The 16,723-nt window shown below is 69.0% G+C and carries 13 protein-coding genes; 2 read left to right on the top strand and 11 right to left on the bottom strand.

What is annotated here, in order from left to right; genetic code table 11:
- Positions 1-5: 5 nt before the first annotated feature.
- Positions 6-485, bottom strand: coding sequence for a hypothetical protein (locus tag ACSVC7_RS06950; RefSeq protein WP_448203925.1), 480 nt, complete (start codon positions 483-485; stop codon positions 6-8).
- Here ACSVC7_RS06950 and oxlT point away from each other — a divergent pair.
- Positions 484-1,701, top strand: coding sequence for an oxalate/formate MFS antiporter (oxlT, locus tag ACSVC7_RS06955; protein ID WP_448203926.1), 1,218 nt, complete (start codon positions 484-486; stop codon positions 1,699-1,701). The genes ACSVC7_RS06950 and oxlT overlap by 2 nt on opposite strands.
- Before the next feature lie 321 nt (positions 1,702-2,022).
- On the opposite strand, the gene lipA is transcribed toward oxlT, so the two are convergent.
- From lipA to ACSVC7_RS07005, 10 genes are all read right to left on the bottom strand, one after another.
- Positions 2,023-2,937, bottom strand: a complete 915-nt coding sequence (gene lipA / locus ACSVC7_RS06960; protein ID WP_448203927.1) for a lipoyl synthase — start codon at positions 2,935-2,937, stop codon at positions 2,023-2,025.
- 5 nt (positions 2,938-2,942) lie between these two features.
- Entirely contained in the window at positions 2,943-4,031 is a 1,089-nt protein-coding gene (locus tag ACSVC7_RS06965) for a 2,3-butanediol dehydrogenase (protein WP_448203928.1), read from the bottom strand.
- Positions 4,032-4,093: 62 nt separating this feature from the next.
- Positions 4,094-4,879, bottom strand: a complete 786-nt coding sequence (locus ACSVC7_RS06970) for an SDR family NAD(P)-dependent oxidoreductase (protein WP_448203929.1) — start codon at positions 4,877-4,879, stop codon at positions 4,094-4,096.
- Between the two features lie 60 nt (positions 4,880-4,939).
- Positions 4,940-6,073 (bottom strand): acetoin dehydrogenase dihydrolipoyllysine-residue acetyltransferase subunit, encoded by a 1,134-nt coding sequence (locus ACSVC7_RS06975; RefSeq protein ID WP_448203930.1) that lies wholly within the window; start codon positions 6,071-6,073, stop codon positions 4,940-4,942.
- An 18-nt stretch (positions 6,074-6,091) separates the two neighbouring features.
- Positions 6,092-7,123, bottom strand: coding sequence for an alpha-ketoacid dehydrogenase subunit beta (locus tag ACSVC7_RS06980; RefSeq protein ID WP_448203931.1), 1,032 nt, complete (start codon positions 7,121-7,123; stop codon positions 6,092-6,094).
- A 41-nt stretch (positions 7,124-7,164) separates the two neighbouring features.
- A complete protein-coding gene (locus ACSVC7_RS06985) occupies positions 7,165-8,178 on the bottom strand; it encodes a thiamine pyrophosphate-dependent dehydrogenase E1 component subunit alpha (protein WP_448203932.1) in 1,014 nt (337 codons plus the stop codon).
- Between the two features lie 23 nt (positions 8,179-8,201).
- Positions 8,202-9,245, bottom strand: a complete 1,044-nt coding sequence (locus ACSVC7_RS06990) for an ATP-NAD kinase family protein (protein ID WP_448203933.1) — start codon at positions 9,243-9,245, stop codon at positions 8,202-8,204.
- Positions 9,246-9,631: 386 nt separating this feature from the next.
- Positions 9,632-11,581, bottom strand: coding sequence for a sigma-54-dependent Fis family transcriptional regulator (locus ACSVC7_RS06995; protein ID WP_448203934.1), 1,950 nt, complete (start codon positions 11,579-11,581; stop codon positions 9,632-9,634).
- A 135-nt stretch (positions 11,582-11,716) separates the two neighbouring features.
- Positions 11,717-13,099: a sigma-54-dependent transcriptional regulator gene (locus tag ACSVC7_RS07000; protein WP_448203935.1), complete on the bottom strand. Its 1,383-nt coding sequence runs from the start codon at positions 13,097-13,099 to the stop codon at positions 11,717-11,719.
- Positions 13,092-14,936 carry a sensor histidine kinase gene (locus ACSVC7_RS07005; protein WP_448203936.1) on the bottom strand — a complete coding sequence of 615 codons (1,845 nt, stop codon included), beginning with the start codon at positions 14,934-14,936 and terminating at the stop codon, positions 13,092-13,094. The genes ACSVC7_RS07000 and ACSVC7_RS07005 overlap by 8 nt, the downstream gene beginning before the upstream one ends.
- Before the next feature lie 194 nt (positions 14,937-15,130).
- Between ACSVC7_RS07005 and ACSVC7_RS07010 the strand changes: the two genes are divergently transcribed.
- Positions 15,131-16,468, top strand: a complete 1,338-nt coding sequence (locus ACSVC7_RS07010; protein ID WP_448203937.1) for an MFS transporter — start codon at positions 15,131-15,133, stop codon at positions 16,466-16,468.
- The last annotated feature ends 255 nt before the right edge of the window (positions 16,469-16,723 follow it).

Genomic DNA, 16,723 nt, shown 5'->3' on the forward strand with positions numbered 1-16,723 from the left:
GTTCGTCATACCTCTTTTCGAGTCTTCGATAAATCGGTATAAATGTAAGCGAATGGCATGCGTTCCGCCGATATTTCTGTTGTCGATGCTTCTCCTAATGTTCTGCCATAGGCCATTGGCTTTGGCAACAAACGGCTCAGCCCGTGCGTCTGTTGTCCTGAATCACGGCCGGTGGCGCCGTTCGTGGCGCACCGGCGGCACAGGCGTGCTGGCCCGGATGGTTTTGGAAAAAAGCAAGCCAGGCCCGGCTGGATTTCCGCAGCGTGGAATTTGGGCAGCTCTGCGCAAAGTGTATTTGGAATACCAAATACGCGGTGCGACGCTGCTCCCCAGAACACGTGCGGCTCGACGCCCGGCCGGTTCCGCGGCCGGACTCGCAACGCCGCCCGCAATGGGATCGAGGAAATGTCCGAAAGCAGCAACAGCACCACGAATTCCCTCGTCAACACAAAGTGGTTCCAGCTATCCGTCGGGTTGCTCTGCATGGCGATGATCGCCAACCTGCAATATGGCTGGACCCTGTTCGTCGACCCCATCGACGCCAAACACGGCTGGGGCCGCGCGGCGATCCAGATCGCCTTTTCCATCTTCGTGTTCACCGAAACCTGGCTGGTCCCGGTCGAGGGCTGGTTCGTCGACCGCTACGGCCCGCAGGTCGTGGTGATGGCCGGCAGCGTCCTGGTCGGGCTGGCCTGGGTGATCGACTCCGTCGCGGACTCGCTGCCCATGATCTATCTGGGCGCGGTGGTCGCCGGCGTCGGGGCCGGCGCGGTCTACGGCACCTGCGTGGGCAACGCGCTGAAGTGGTTCCCGACGCAGCGCGGCCTTGCCGCCGGCATCACCGCCGCCGGCTTCGGCGCCGGCGCCGCCGCGACCATCATCCCCATCGCCAACATGATCCAGTCGGCCGGCTACGAGCAGGCCTTCCTGTTCTTCGGCACCGCCCAGGGTCTGGTCATCTTCGTGCTGTCCTGGTTCCTGCGGAAAGCGCCCAAGGCCCCGGCCGCCGCCAAGGCGAGCCGGCTGGTCCAGACCAAGGTCGACGTCCGGCCGGGCAAGGTGATCCGCACCCCGGTGTTCTGGCTGCTCTACATCATGTTCGTCATGGTGGCGTCCGGCGGCCTGATGGCGTCGGCCCAGATCGCGCCCATCGCCCACGACTTCCACGTCGCCGACGTTCCGGTGAACCTGCTGGGCCTCGTCCTTCCGGCGCTGACGCTCGCCATTTCGCTAGACCGCGTGCTCGACGGGCTGGGCCGGCCCCTCTTCGGCTGGGTGTCGGACAACATCGGCCGCGAGAACACCATGTTCATCGCCTTCGGCACGGCGGCCATCGCCATCGTGCTGGTGACGCAGCTCGGCCGCAACCCGTTGCTGTTCGTTCTTTTCACAGCGCTGTTTTTCTGCGTGTTCGGCGAGATCTACAGCCTGTTCCCGGCCACGGCCGGCGACACCTTCGGGTCGAAGTTCGCGGCGACCAACGCCGGCATGCTCTACACCGCCAAGGGGACGGCGGCGCTGCTCGTCCCGCTCAGCAGCATCATCGCAAGCCACTTCGGCTGGCACGCGGTGTTCTACATCGCCGCGTCCTTCAACGCCGTGGCGGCCATCCTGGCGCTGTTCGTGCTGAAGCCGTTGCGCGCCTCCTACCTCCAGCAGGGCGAGACCCCGGACGCCGTCCTCGACGGCAGCGTCGCGTAAGACCGGCCGCCGTTCCCGGCCTCCGGCCCCTCTCCCCTTGTGGGCTACGGCATTCACAGATTTCGCTGGTGCGGTAAGTCATTGATGAGGCATTGCGGATAACCCTTCTCCCCTCCGGCCTCTCGCGCAAGCGAAGCTTGCGCTGCCGGCGACAGGCGGCCTTTGGCCGCCGAGAGCGGGAGAAGGGTTGGGATGAGGGGGAGCCCCGCCAGGGGCTATAAACGCCGGCATAGTGGCGATTTTTCCGGGCTGCCGCCCGTAACCACCCTCACCCCAACCCCTCTCCCCTCGAGGGAGAGGGGCTTTCCCTTTTAAGGCGGGTCAGGCGCCCCGGCGGCGGCGCAGTTCCGCGAAGTCCTGCCCGGCGTGGTAGGAGGAGCGGGTCAGCGGGCTGGCGGAGACCATCAGGAACCCCTTGGCCCGCGCGATGCTCTCATACTCCGCGAACTCCTCCGGCGGGGCGTAGCGAACGACGGGATGGTGGCGGGGCGTCGGGCGCAGATACTGGCCGATGGTCAGGAAATCGACGCCGGCCACCCGCAGGTCGTCCATGACCTGAAGCACCTCCGCCCGCTCCTCCCCCAGGCCCAGCATGATGCCGGACTTGGTGAAGATCGCCGGATGCCGCTCCTTCACCCGGTCGAGCAGGCGCAGCGAGTGGTAATAGCGCGCCCCCGGCCGCACCGTCGCGTAGAGGCGCGGCACCGTCTCCAGATTGTGGTTGTAGACGTCCGGCCGGGCGTCGGCCACCGCCTCGACCGCGCCGGACTTGTTGCGGAAGTCGGGGGTGAGGATCTCCACCGTGGTGGCGGGGGAGGCTTCGCGGATCCGCTCGATGCAGCGCACGAACTGCCGGGCGCCGCCGTCCGGCAGGTCGTCGCGGTCGACCGAGGTGACCACCACATGGCGCAGGCCGAGTTCCACCACCGCCTCGGCCACCCGGTCCGGCTCATGCGGGTCGAGCGCGTCGGGCCGGCCGGTCGCCACGTTGCAGAAGGCGCAGGCCCGCGTGCACACGCTGCCCAGGATCATCATGGTGGCGTGCCGCTTGCCCCAGCATTCGCCGAGGTTGGGGCAGGCCGCCTCCTCGCAGACGGTGTGCAGGCCGTGCCGCCGGACCAGCGCGCGCGTGTCCTCGTGCGTGCCGCTGGAGGACACGCGGGCGCGCAGCCAGACGGGCTTCTCGGCCTGATGGACCGGCTGATGAGTTGGTGCGGATGCGTGCGACGCGGGCATGGGCCTTACTCCGCCGCGACGGCCGGGGCCGCCGGCTGCACGATGATCTTCACGTTGCGGTCCTTGTTGTGGACCAATTCCTCGAACCCGCGCGCGACGATGTCCTCCAGAGTGATGCGGCCGGTGATCAGCGGCTGCACGTCCAGCCGCCCGTCGGCGATGAAGCGGATGACATCGGCGAATTCGCCGTTGTAGGCGAGCGAGCCGATGACCTGCTTTTCCGTCGCGACGATCTCGAAGAAGTTGAACTCGCTCGGCTCCTCGAAGATGCCGATCAGCACGGCCTTGCCCGCCTTGCGGATCACGTCGAGCGCGAGCTTCGCCGTGCTGCGGTGGCCGATGCATTCGAAGGACACGTCGGCGCCATAGCCGCCGGTCAGCGCCTTCACCTCGGCGACGGCGTCGCATTCCTTGGGGTCGAGCACGACGGTGGCGCCGACCTCCAGGGCCTTCTGCTTGCGGGCCGCCGACATCTCCAGCACGATCACGCGCCCGGCCCCGGCGGCCTTGGCGCACATGATGGTGCAAAGCCCGATGGTGCCGGCCCCGACCACCACGACCGTCTCGCCGACGATGCTGCCCGCCTTCTTCACCGCGTGCATGCCGACGGCCAGAGGTTCGATCAGCGCGCCGGCCTCGGTCGGAAAGCCGGACGGCAGCTTGTAGAGAAGCTCCGCCGGAACGTTCACGTAGCTGGCGAAGGCGCCGTTGTTCATCAGGCCGGTGAAGGCCAGCTTCTCGCAGATGTTGTACAGGCCCTTTTTGCAGTAATAGCAGGTGCCGCAATGCTGGCAGGCGTCGGCCGCCACGGGGTCGCCGATGTCGAAGCCGGTCACGCCCTCGCCCAGCGCGACGATCTCGCCGCTGAACTCGTGACCCAGGATGCACTGGCCCTTCAGGCCGGTCAGCGGGTGCGGCTCGTTCACCGGGATGAACACCGGCCCGGCCACATATTCGTGCAGGTCCGATCCGCAGATGCCGCACCAATGCACCTTGATCCGCGCCCAGCCGGCGGGCGGCGCGTCGGGCTGCGGCACCTCCTCCACCCGGATGTCCCCCCGGCCGTGCCACACGGCGGCCTTCATCATGTTCATGGGTGTTTCCTCCATTCTTGTCGTTGAACTGTGCGCCTTGGCTCAAAACCGCTGAATTGCGGTCAGGCGAAGACCATTCCGCCGTCGACCAGCAGGGATTGGCCGGTCATGAAATCGGAATCGGACGAGGCAAGGAAGCGCGCCACCCCCACCAAATCCTCCGGCGTCGAAGGACGGCCCAGCACGGCACCGGCCGCGAAATGGTTGAACGCCTCGTCCTCGGCCGTCGTCAGGCCGGTGTCGCGGAAGCCCTTGTCGATGATCTTCCACATCTCCGTCGCGACGACGCCGGGGCAGATCGCGTTGGCGGTGATCTTGTCCTTGCCGAAGGCGCGCGCGGCCGCCTGGGTCAGGGCCACCACCGCGAACTTGCTGGCCGAGTAATGAGCGAGCGGTTCGTACCCCTGCTTGCCGGCGATGGAGGCCGTGTTGATGATCTTTCCACCCCCGCCTTGCGCGCGAAAGGTCTTGATCGCTTCCTGCATGCCGATCAGCACGCCCAAGGCGTTGACGTCGGTGACGAAACGCCAGTCCTCCTCCGTGATGTCGAGAAAAGGCTTGGTCTGAGCGACGCCCGCGTTGTTGAAGATGACGTCGAGGCGTCCGAAGGACGTGACGGCCGTATCGATCATGTGACGGACCGCAGCGCGGTCGCGGACGTCCACCGTGACCGGGACGGCGGCGCCACCCTTCGCGCGAATGGAATCCGCCACCGTCCTCGCATCGTCCTCCGTGCGATCGGCGATGATCAGCCGCGCGCCGTCGGCCGCGAGCGCGCGGGCTATGGTTGCGCCGATCCCGCGGCCGGCACCGGTGACGATGATGCTCTTGTCTTTGAGGTTGGGCATGGTTCGTCTCCATGGGCCGGCGTGGGGGAGAGCCGCACGCCGGCCGGACGGGTGGAAAGGTCAGGCGTTTTTCGTGACGTGTTCCTTGATGAGGGCGTTGACCTTCCCGGCCGCCTCCATCTGCACCATGTGACCAGCGCCGGGGATGACCTCGGCCCGTGCGGTGGAGCCGAGCGCCGTGGCGTGGGCGGCGGGAATGACGCGGTCTTCCGCACCCCAGACGACCAGCGTCGGCACGTTGGCGGCGCCGATGGCGGCGTCCAGGACCGCGCTCTGCTCACCGTCCGCGAACATGGCGGAGGACAGCGCCCGAAGCGCGCCGTCCACGCCGTCCAGCCGCTTGTACTTCAGCAGGTCGTCGATCATCTGGCGGCTGACGAGCCCGGCGTCGGCGAACAGGTGCTCCAGCGCCGGCTTCAGGTCGCGCCGCGACGTGGCGTTCACGAAGCCGTCGATGTAGCCGAGGTTGATCTCCCGCCCCAGACCGGCCGAACAGATCAGCGACAGCGACGTTACACGCTCAGGCGCGTCGAGCGCGGTGCGCATGGAGACGGCGCCGCCCATGGAGTGGCCGACCAGATGCGCGGCCCCGATCCCCACCGCGTCCATGAAGGCCAGCACCGCCTTCGACAGGCCGGACAGCGACGGGTTGGCGATCTGCTTGGTGGACTGGCCGTGCCCCGGCAGGTCGAGCGCGTAGACCGTGGCACCTTCCGCCAGCGCGTCGATGGTGAACAGCCAGTTGTCGAGGTCGCCGCCGAAGCCGTGGACCAGCAGGACGGTCTTTGCCCCGTCGCCGCGCCGGGCGTAGCGGAGGCTGCCGGCCGCCGTCTCGGCGAACTCGTAGCGCGGGCCGGCCTCCGCCCCCTCTTCCCCGTCGTCCGCGGACGGCACGGCGTAGGAGGCGATGAAGGCGTCGATGTCGCTGTCCGGCACGTCGGGTTCGGCCAGCACGGCGATCAGCGCCTTCACGGGGTAGACGGTGCCGGGCTCGCCCAGCACGCGGCGCAGGATGCCGGTCTCGCCAGCCTCGACCACGTTGGTGATCTTGTCGGTCTCAACCTCCAGCAGCTCGTCGCCGAGGTTGACGGTGGCCCCCGGCTGCTTCAGCCAGCCGGTGACCTTGCCCTCCGACATGGACAGGCCCCACTTGGGCATGACGATGGGCTTGATGCGCTCGTGAACGGTGGACATGGAAACGGTGCTCCGGGATCAGGCGGCGACGCTGGAACGCGACGCGGGGGACAGGGTCTTGCGGACGGCGGCCGCGATGGCGTCGGCGCTGGGGATGTAGAGGTCTTCCAGCGAGGGCGAGAAGGGCACCGGCGTGTGCGGCGGCGTCACCATCTGGATGCCGGCCTTCAGCGCGCCGAAAGCGTTCTGCGCGACGAAGGCGGAGATGTCGGTGGCGAGGTTGCAGCGCGGGTGCGCCTCGTCCACCACGACCAGCCGGCCGGTCCGCTCCACGCTGTCGATGATGGTGTCCCAGTCAATGGGCGACAGGGTGCGCAGGTCGATGACCTCCGCCTCCACCTTCTCCCTGGTCAGGGCGTCGGCGGCGTCCATGGCGCGGTGCACGGTCAGGCCGTAGCTGACGATGGTGACGTGGTCGCCGTCGCGCAGCACGTTCGCCTCGCCGAAGGGGATGGCGTAGGACTCGGCCGGGACCTCCGTCTCGTGGCCGTAGAGGTTCTTGTGCTCGCAGAAGATGACCGGGTCGTTGTCGCGGATCGACTGGATCAGCAGCCCCTTGGCGTCGTAGGCGTTGGAGGGGCAGACGACCTTCAGGCCGGGGATGTGGGTGAACAGCGGGGTCAGCATCTGCGAATGCTGGGCCGCCGCGCGGAAGCCCGCGCCGACCATGCCGCGGATGACCACCGGCGTTTCCGCCTTGCCGCCGAACATGTAGCGGAACTTGGCCGCCTGATTGAAGATCTGGTCGAAGCAGACGCCCATGAAGTCCATGAACATCAGCTCGGCCACCGGGCGCATGCCGCAGGCGGCGGCGCCGATGGCGGCCCCGATGTAGGCGGATTCCGACAGCGGCGTGTCCATCAGCCGGTTGCCGTGCTTGGCGAACAGGCCCTTGGTGACGCCCAGCACGCCGCCCCAGGCGTCGTCCTCGCCGGGCGCGCCGGTGCCGCCGACGATGTCCTCGCCCATGAGGATCACGGTCGGGTCGCGGCGCATTTCGAGGTCCAGCGCCTCGTTGATCGCCGTCTTCATGCTGATCTTGCGGGACATGATGTTTCCTCCGGTGAATGCCGTTTTTTGGGAGCGGGCGCTCAATAGGCGACGTAAACGTCCTTCAGAAGGTCGGCGGCGGCGGGCAGCGGGGCCGCCTTGGCGCAGCGGACGGCATCCTCGATCAGGGCGGCCACCTCGCCGTCGACGGACTCCAGCTCCGCGCGGGCGACGGTGCCGGCCTCGATCAGGCGTTCGGCGAGGATCTTGATGCAGTCGCGGCTGGCGCGCAGGGCCTCCACCTCGCCCTTGGCGCGGTAGGTCTGGGCATCGCCTTCGAAATGGCCGTAGAAGCGGACCATGTTGCATTCCAGCAGCGCCGGGCCGCCGCCCTCGCGGGCGCGCTTGATGATCTCGCCGGCCGCCTCGTACACCGCGAAGAAGTCGGTACCGTCCACCGTCACGCCCGGCAGGCCGAAGCCGGTGGCGCGGTCGACGTAGCTGTCGCAGGAGACCGCCCATTCCATGGCGGTGGATTCGGCGTAGTGGTTGTTCTCCACCACGAAGATCACCGGCAGGTTCCACACCGCCGCGAGGTTCAGGCTTTCCAGGAAGGTGCCCTGGTTCGACGCGCCGTCGCCGACGAAGGTGATGCCGACCCCGCCGTCGCCGCGGAACTTGGCGGCCAGCGCCGCCCCGCAGATCAGCGGCGCCCCGGCACCCAGGATGCCGTTCGCACCCATCATGCCCTTGGACAGGTCGGCGATGTGCATGGAGCCGCCCTTGCCCCGGCAGGCACCGGTGGCGCGCCCGTAGATCTCCGCCATCATCTCGTGCACGTCCACGCCCTTGGCGATGCAGTGGCCGTGGCCGCGGTGGGTGGAGGCGATGCGGTCGTTGTCGTTCAGGTGCATCATGATGCCGGTGGCGCAGGCCTCCTCGCCGGCGTAGAGGTGCACGAAGCCCGGAATGTCGCCCTTGGCGAAGTCGATGTGCAGACGCTCCTCGAACTCGCGGATGGTCCGCATGGTGCGGTAGGCCTGGAGCAGGTCCGCCTTGTTCAGCGGGAACGGTCCAAACTCGTTGGCCCCGGATTCTTTCAAAGTGTCGGACACGGTCGTTTCTCCCTTTTGGTTCTTCAAAGCGTGGCCACGGCCGGCACGGGGGTGCTGGTCAGCAGCCTGTTCTGGGCGGCGTGCCGCATGCAGCCGCCCACGTTCACGGTGCGGAAGGCGTCGTCCCGGAGCGTCAGGGACACGCGGTCGCGCGCCGAAAAAGCGATTTCCCGCTCACCGTCGAGCGCGATGGAGCCGGCCTTGGCCTCCGGCACGAAGGGCACGCCAGCCGGCATGCGGCGCCAGTCGGTGACGCCCACCGGCGCCATCAGCCCCGGCGCGATGGGGGCGCGCAGAACAGTGGCGCCCGCGTCCGGCTGGGCCAGCCGCACCATCAGCCCGCCGCTCTCCGCCCGCGACACCGGCTCCAGCAGGCCGGCGATGGCCGACATGCCGATGGCCTCCGGGTCGGCGAAGGTGACGAACAGCTCCCGGAAGCTCTCCGGCTTCCACAGGGCGCGGGCGCCGACATAGCGCTCCGCCACCAGGGCGACGTCGACCAGCGCGATCTCCACGGGCTGGCCGTTGACCGAAACGTCGATGCGCTTGTTCGGCGTGAAGGCGATGTGGGCGGGCACTTGGCCGGTGACGGCAAGGCCCGTGGCGAGCCCGGTGATGGTCGGCTCGCGGTGTTCGGGGAAGGCGTTGTTGGTGCCGGTGGAGATGCCGGCGATGGGCACGCTCCCGCACTGCGCCACCACGGCCCGGTGCGTGCCGTCGCCGCCCAGCACGACGATGGCGGCCACCCCGGCGTCGCGCATCTCCGCCGCCGCGCGGTGGGTGTCCGCGACGGTGCCGGTGACCGGCATCGGCAACGGGTGGATGGCGGGGTAGGGCGCCTCGCCGTGCGCCGCCGCCCGTGCGATGCCGCGCGCCACATGGCGGCCGATGCCGCCATGCTCCGGCATCATCAGGACGTCGGCGACCCCGCAGGCGCGCAGCGCCGCCAGGACCCGCAGGACGATGTTCGCACGGTCCGTGATCTGCAGGTTCGCGGCGTTCGCCACGACCCGGCGGATGTCGCGGGCGGAGACTGGATTGGCGATGATGCCGACGACCGGTGCCACGCTGCCTTCCCCTTCGAGCGGATGGTTCGATGGGCTACAAGGCAATCACCGTGCCAGATGATGAGTGGGGCCGATTGTTGAAGGATTGCAGTGGGTTGCGCGGAAAGGGCCGTGCAGCGCCCCCTGTTGCGGCCACCACACCTGTTGCAGCGGCTGTTGCACGGCCCGTGCAACAGGTGTGGCGCGCTTAGGCGTGACTTCAGCCGTTCGACGCGACCTGCCACCGGCAACCACCATCCCATCCCGTCATCCCCGCGAAGGCGGGGATCCAGAAGGCTTCGCGCTTGAGTGCCTAAACGGCCTGGATCCCCGCCTTCGCGGGGATGACGACGGAAAGGTGGCGGAAACCCGGTTCAGTCGCACAGCGGTTGCGGAATACCGGACGCTTACTCCGCGCGGTGCGGGGGGACGATGCCGTAGCGGCGCATCTGGCGGTGGATGGTCGAGCGGTCGACGCCCAGCTCCCGCGCCGCCGCCGAGACGTTCCAGTGCAGGCGGCGCAGCACGTCGCGCAGGCGGCCGGCGGGATCGTCGCCGTCCCCACCAAGTTCCATAATCGGTTCCGGGGCGGGGGCGGGCCAGGCTTCGAAGACGCCCGTGCGCTGCACGGGGTCGGGAATGTCGGCCAGTTCGATCAGGCCGTCCGTGCAGACGGCGCAGGAGTAGTCGAGCGCGTTGACCAGCTCGCGCACGTTGCCGGGCCAGCCGTGGGCGCGCAGCGCGGCCATGGCGGGGGCGGCGATGCGGTAGTCGATGCCGTCGCGCTCCGCCCGCTCGGCCAGCACGCGGTCGATCAGCCAGTCGAGGTCGCCGCGCTGGCGCAGCGGCGGCAGCGTGAACACCGCACCGTTCAGGCGGAAATAGAGGTCGTCGCGGAACTTGCGGGCCTTGACCAGCTCCACGAGGTCGCGGTGCGTCGCGGCGATCACGCGCACGTCCACCGACACCGCCTTGGTGCGGCCGATGGGCGTCACCTCGCGCTCCGCCAGGACGCGCAGCAGGCGGGTCTGGGAGGACAGCGGCATGTCGCCGATCTCGTCCAGGAACAGGGTGCCGCCGTCGGCCTCCAGGATCAGGCCCTTCTTGCCGCGCGAGGTCGCCCCGGTGAAGGAACCGGGCTCGTAGCCGAACAGCTCGCTTTCGATCAGCGCCTCGGGCAGGGCGGCGCAGTTCACCGCGACGAAGGGTTTGCCCGCCCGCACGCTCGCCCGGTGCAGCGCCTTGGCGAGATGCTCCTTGCCGGTCCCGGTCTCGCCGTGAATCAGCAGGCTCATGCGGGTGTTGACGAGCTTGGCGGCGCGCGTCAGCAGCGCCTTCAGCGCCGGGTCGCCCCCGGACACGGCCTGGAGGGGCTTGGGCAACCGATCCTCCTCGCCGCTGGACGGGCGCGGCACGGTGATGGCCGGCGGCGGCATGGCCTGGGCGAAGAGGGGCGTGCCGCTGCGGCGCAGGCGGATGGTGCGCTGGTCGGTCGGCAGGGAGCGGACGAACCGCACCAGATCGTCCACCCGGCAGTCGAACAGGTCGGAGAAGGACCGCCCCAGCAGCCCCGCCCGCCCGACGCCGCTCTCCCGCTCCAGCAGCTGGAAGGCCCGGTGGTTGAAGCCGATGATCCGGCCGGCGCCGTCCAGCGCGATCACGAAGTCCGGATCGACCTCCGCGAACTCCTGCGAGGCGGAGAGCTTGACCACCCATTCCCGGCGGAAGCTGTTGTAGAGGTTGGCGTTCTCGATCTTGTGGGCGTAAGCCTTGATCAGCTGCAGGGCGAGGTACTGGCTGATCTTCGGCTCCGGCGAGCGCAGCGCGGAGATGTCCAGCACCGCCGCGAGGTCGCCGCCGCTGTCGAAGACCGGCGCGGCCGTGCAGGTCAGCGGGATGTGCGTCGCGTCGAAATGGTCGGTCTGGTGGACGGTCAGGGCCTCGCCCGTGGCGATGCAGGTGCCGACCGCGCAGGTGCCGGCCCGCCCCTCGTTCCAGTCCGCACCCAGATAGAGCCCCGCCCGCCGCAGCGAACCGTCGGCGGCCGGATCGCCGATGAAATCGACCGTGACGCCCTTGCTGTCGGTCAGCAGCAGCGCGTAGCCCATGCCGGCGACCTGCCGGTACAGCGCCTCCAGCCCGAAGCGGGCCATGCGCAGGAACTCGTCCATGGCGTCGCGGTGCACGCACAGTGACTCGTGCGGGACGATGTAGGCCTCGCGCCGGACGGTGGGGTCCAGCTTGTGATCCGTCACGCAACGGCGCCAGGAATCCGCGATGATGGCGTCGCGGCCCGACGGGACGCCTTCCGAAACGCGGACCAGCTCGTTGATGTGCGCCGCTTTGGCGTTCTCCATCAGCGTATCCTCCCCTTGGCGGAGCCGGTCGAGCAGCCCTGCCGAAGGGACGGATGGTACCAACCGACGCGCCTTTTGGGCAACTTGTGCAAAAGCATGGTGTGTTGCCGGCGCGGAAGGGGCGGAAATTGCGGTTTATACGCCCTTTCGGCCCGCCGGCAGGAAGGCTTGGCGGTCGATGCCGTAGCGCTGCATCTTTTCGTTCAGCGTGCGGCGGGGGATGTCCAGCCGTTCCATCACCCGGCCGACGTCGCCGTCGCAGGCGGCGAAGGCGGCGCGGATTTTGCGGCTTTCGAAATCGGCCACCAGCTCGGCCAGGGGGCGGAGGTCGGCGGGCGACGGGCTTCCACCGCCGCTTCCCGGCCCCGGGGACAGCGCCCCGTCCCCGAGGCTGAGCGCGAAGCGCTCCGCCGCGTTCCGCAGCTCGCGCACGTTCCCCTGCCAGCCGTGGGCGACCAGCGCCGCCCGATCGTCAGCGGTGGGCGCGCGGGGCGTGCGGTTGTGGACGCGCGCCGCCTCGGCCACGAAATGCTCGAACAGCAGCGGGATGTCCTCGGCCCGGTCGCGCAGCGCCGGGATGCGGATGTCCGCCACCGACAGGCGGTAGTAGAGATCCTCGCGGAAGCGCCCCGCCCGCACCGCCTCCAGCAGGTCCACCTTGGTGGCCGCGACCGTGCGCACGTCCACGGGGATCGACCGGTTGGAGCCCAGCGGCTCGACGGTCCGCTCCTGAAGGGTGCGCAGCACCTTGACCTGCAAGGCCATCGGCATGCTCTCGATCTCGTCGAGGAACAGCGTACCCCGGTGCGCGTGCTCGAACTTGCCGGCCCGCCGCCCGACCGCCCCGGTGAAGGCGCCGGCCTCGTGGCCGAAGAACTCGCTTTCGAACATGCTTTCGGGGATGGCGCCGCAGTTGACGGCGACGAAGGGATGGCCGGCGCGCGGCCCCAGATCGTGCAGGCAGCGGGCGACCAGCTCCTTGCCGGTGCCGGTCTCGCCATGGATGATGACGTTGACGCTGGTGCCCGAGAGGTCGAGCACCTGCCGCCGCAGCGCGTCCATCACCGCCGAGGTGCCGAGCAGGCGCGCCTCGATGCCGCTGTCGGCGGTCACCTGCCGGCGCAGCCGGCGATTTTCCAGCACCAGCCGCCGCTTCTCGCAGGCCCGGCGCAGCGTGTCGACCAGCCGGTCGGGCACGAAGGGCTTTTCGATGAAGTCGTAGGCACCCTGCCGCATGGCGTCCACCGCCATGGCGATGTCGCCGTGCCCGGTGACCAGCACGACCGGCAGGTCGGGGTCGCGCTCCAGCGCGTGGCGCATCAGGGTCAGTCCGTCCATCCTGGGCATGCGGATGTCGGTGACCAGGATGCCCGGAAAGTCCGTGTCCAGCCGGTCCAGCGCCGCCGATGCGTCCTCCAGCGCCACGGTGCGCAGCCCGGCCAGCCCCAGCCACTGGACCAGCGCCAGCCGCACCGGCTGTTCGTCGTCGACGACAAGGACGTCGCAGGGCTCAGACATGTAAGGTCTCCGATCCGGGGGAGGGGGCGGCCGCCTTGGGCAGGGAGACGGCGAAGACGGCACCGCCGCCGGGACCGTTCTCCGCCCGCAGGGTGCCGCCGAAGTCTTGCACGATGCCGTAGGACAACGAAAGACCCAGCCCGAGCCCCTGCCCGACCTCCTTGGTGGAGAAGAAGGGGTCGAACAGCTTGTCCAGGTCCGCCGCGGCGATGCCGGTGCCGGTGTCGGCGACGCGCACCTCCCACAGATCGCCGCCATCCGCCACGGTGACCGTCAGGCGGCGCTGCGGCGCGTCCTTCATGGCGTCGGCGGCGTTGCGCAGCAGGTTGACGAAGACCTGCTCCAGCCGGATCGCGTCGCCCATCACCCAGGCGTCGGGGCCGGGCTGCCGGTCCAGGTCGATGCCGTCCTGGCGCAGGGACGGCTCCACCAGCAGAAGCGCGCGGTCGAGCGCCCGCTCGAGCGCCACCGCCTCGCGCCGGCCGGGGCTCTTGCGGGCGAAGGTCTTCAGGTGGCCGGTGATCTCCGCCATGCGGCCGGTCAGGTCGTCGATCATGTCGAGGTTGGTCGCGACGGTGGCGAGGTCGCCCCGCTCCGCGAAGACGCGGGTGGAGGCGATGAAGGTGCGGATCGCCGCCAGCGGCTGGTTGATCTCGTGCGCCAGCGCCGCCGACATCTGGCCCAGCGCCGCCATCTTGCCGGCGTGGACCAGCTCCTCCTGCGCGCCGCGCAGGTCGGCGGTGCGCTCCTCCACCTTGCGCTCCAGCTCGTCGCGGGCGGCGCGCAGCGCGTCGGCGACGGCGGCGCGCGCCTCCAGCAGCGTGCGCTGGCGCAGGCGGCGCTGGCGCAGCGCCAGGACCAGCAGCCCGGCCGCCAGAATGCCCGCCCCCGCCATGACGCCGGTGTCGCGCTGGCGTTGCGCGACCGGGGCGAGGTCGCTGACGAAATGCAGAGTCCAGCCGAGGTCCGGCAGCGGGCGCGACAGCATCAGCGCGCGGCGCTTGCCGGTGCTGATAATCCGCTCCCCACCCGGCAAACGCTCGGTCTCCACAAAGTTCAGGCGGTGGAGCGTCGCGTCGGCGTATTGCCGGGTGGCGGCGATCTCCGCAGCGATCTCCGGCGTGGGGTCGGCCAGCGTGCCATAGCGCCAGTCCGGGCGGCTGGCCAGGATGGCGACCTTGTTGGCGTCGGTCAGCATCACCCCCTCGCCGCCGCGCGCCCATTCCTGCTGCAGGGGGTCCAGGTCCACCTTCACCACCACCACCCCGGTCACCGCCCCGTCCGGGCCGTGGGCGGAGCCGGCGATGAAGTAGCCCGGCCGGCTGGTCGTCACCCCGACGCCGTAGTAGCGCCCGCTGCCCCGGGCGACCGCCTGCATGAAATAGGGCCGGAACTCGTAATGGTAGCCGACGAAGGAACCCGGCTCCCGCCAGTTGCTCGCCGCCAGCGCCACACCGTGGCCGTCCATGACGTACAGGGCGGCGGAGCGCGCGTCCGCGTTGACGACCTCCAGGTTGCGGTCGACCCGCTCCGCCAGCGCGGCGTCGCCGGGTGCCGCCAGCAGGGCGCGGATGTCGGGATCGCGGGTCAGCAGGGACGGCAGGTAGGAGTATTTCTCCAGCGCCGTGGACACCATGCTGGCGTAGAGGTCCAGGCGCTGGTAGCCGGCCGCGCGCATGTCGTCCAGCGCCCGCCGCCGCACGGCCTCGCCGGCCACCCACCCCGACAGCGCCGCCAGCAGGGCGAGCAGGACGATCATCCCGCCGGTCCCGCGGGCGACGAGCCGCCTCGCCGCCGCGGACAGCCTGTCCCCTCTCCGTCCCACCTGCATGCCCATCGTCCTTGCTCCCGCCATCATCGGCGGATATCCGCCGACGGTGGCGCGGGTTTTCGGCGGAAACCCGCCGACGACCATCACTCTTTCCGCATATTCTTGTTGAAAGTCAAAGCCTTGCCAAGCCCCGGCGCGTTGGTCCCGATCTTGTAAGGGGTGCCCCGAACGTTCACACAGCAAGAAACGGGAGGACAGCCTTGAAGCCCGCGTCCGTGACCGCCAACGACTCCACCCTCGCCGACTCCGCGACGGCCGGCGGCTTTGCCGACATGCGCCGCCGCCTGAAAGCCATCTTCATCGGCTCCATCGGCAATCTGGTGGAATGGTACGATTTCTACGCCTACGCCGCCTTCGCGCTCTATTTCGCCAAGTCCTTCTTTCCGGATGGGGACGAGCTGGTCCAGCAGCTGAACGCCGCGGTGCTGTTCGCCGCCGGCTTCCTGGTCCGCCCCATCGGCGGCTGGCTGTTCGGCCACATCGCCGACCGCTACGGCCGCCGCACCTCGCTGACCATTTCGGTGCTGCTGATGTGCTTCGGCTCGATGGTCATCGCGGTGACGCCGTCCTACGCCTCCATCGGCTTCGCGGCCCCGGTCATCCTGGCCTTCGCCCGCATCGTGCAGGGCCTCAGCCTGGGCGGGGAGTACGGGACCAGCGCCACCTACCTCAGCGAGATGGCCGATTCCAAGAACCGCGGCTTCTATTCCAGCTTCCAGTACGTGACGCTGATCGGCGGGCAGCTCTGCGCCATCTCGGTGCTGCTGCTGCTCCAGCAGGTCTTCCTGACGGCGGACGAGCTGCGCGCCTGGGGCTGGCGCATCCCGTTCGCGGTCGGCGGCCTGCTCGCCATCATCGCCGCGGTCATGCGCCGCAACCTGCATGAAACCGACAGCTTCCTCGCCGCCAAGAAACAGGCACCACAGGAAAGCGCGCTGCGCGCCCTGATGCGCCACCCGCGCGAGGTCATGCTGGTGATCGGCCTGACCATCGGGGGCACCGCGGCCTTCTACACCTACACCACCTACATGCAGAAGTTCCTGCGCCTGTCGGTGAAGCTGTCTGACAACGAGACGACGCTGGTCACCGCCGGCTCGCTGATCTTCGCGCTGATGCTGCAGCCGATCTACGGCGCCATCTCCGACCGGATCGGCCGCAAGACGCTGCTGATCGCCTTCGGCGTGTCGGGCACGCTGTTCACCATCCCGCTGCTGACCGCCCTGCAGCACGCCCACGACGCGACGACCGCCTTCCTGCTGGTGGCCGCCGCCTGGATGATCGTCACCGGCTACACCTCCATCAACGCCGTGGTGAAGGCGGAGCTGTTCCCGGCCGGCGTGCGCGCCACCGGCGTCGGACTGCCCTACGCCCTGACCGTGTCGATCTTCGGCGGCACCGCCGAGCCCATCGCCCTGTGGTTCAAGTCGATGGGCCACGAGCCGTGGTTCTACTATTACCTGACCGGCTGCATCGCGGTGTCGCTGCTGGTCTACCTGCTGATGCGCGACACCAAGAAGCACTCCACCATCACCGCCTGATCTTGCGGGCGGACACCGGTGCGCGGCGCGACCGCACACCGGTGTCCCTACCCGAAAGATCGGGTGCCGCGTCGTTCGGGCTGGCCGTCGACGCAAGAGGTAACGCTTGCCGGCGCAATAACACGAAGGACTGATCCCCCGCATAAAGACTCTTCACATTATTATCTATACAGTTCATCGAAGATCATAAGGCCGAAGAGACCACCTCTTCAAAATATGAGATACCTGCAAGACTGCCTCCGCGTAGAGGAGGCG

It is taken from the genome of Azospirillum mesophilum (genome assembly GCF_053470405.2).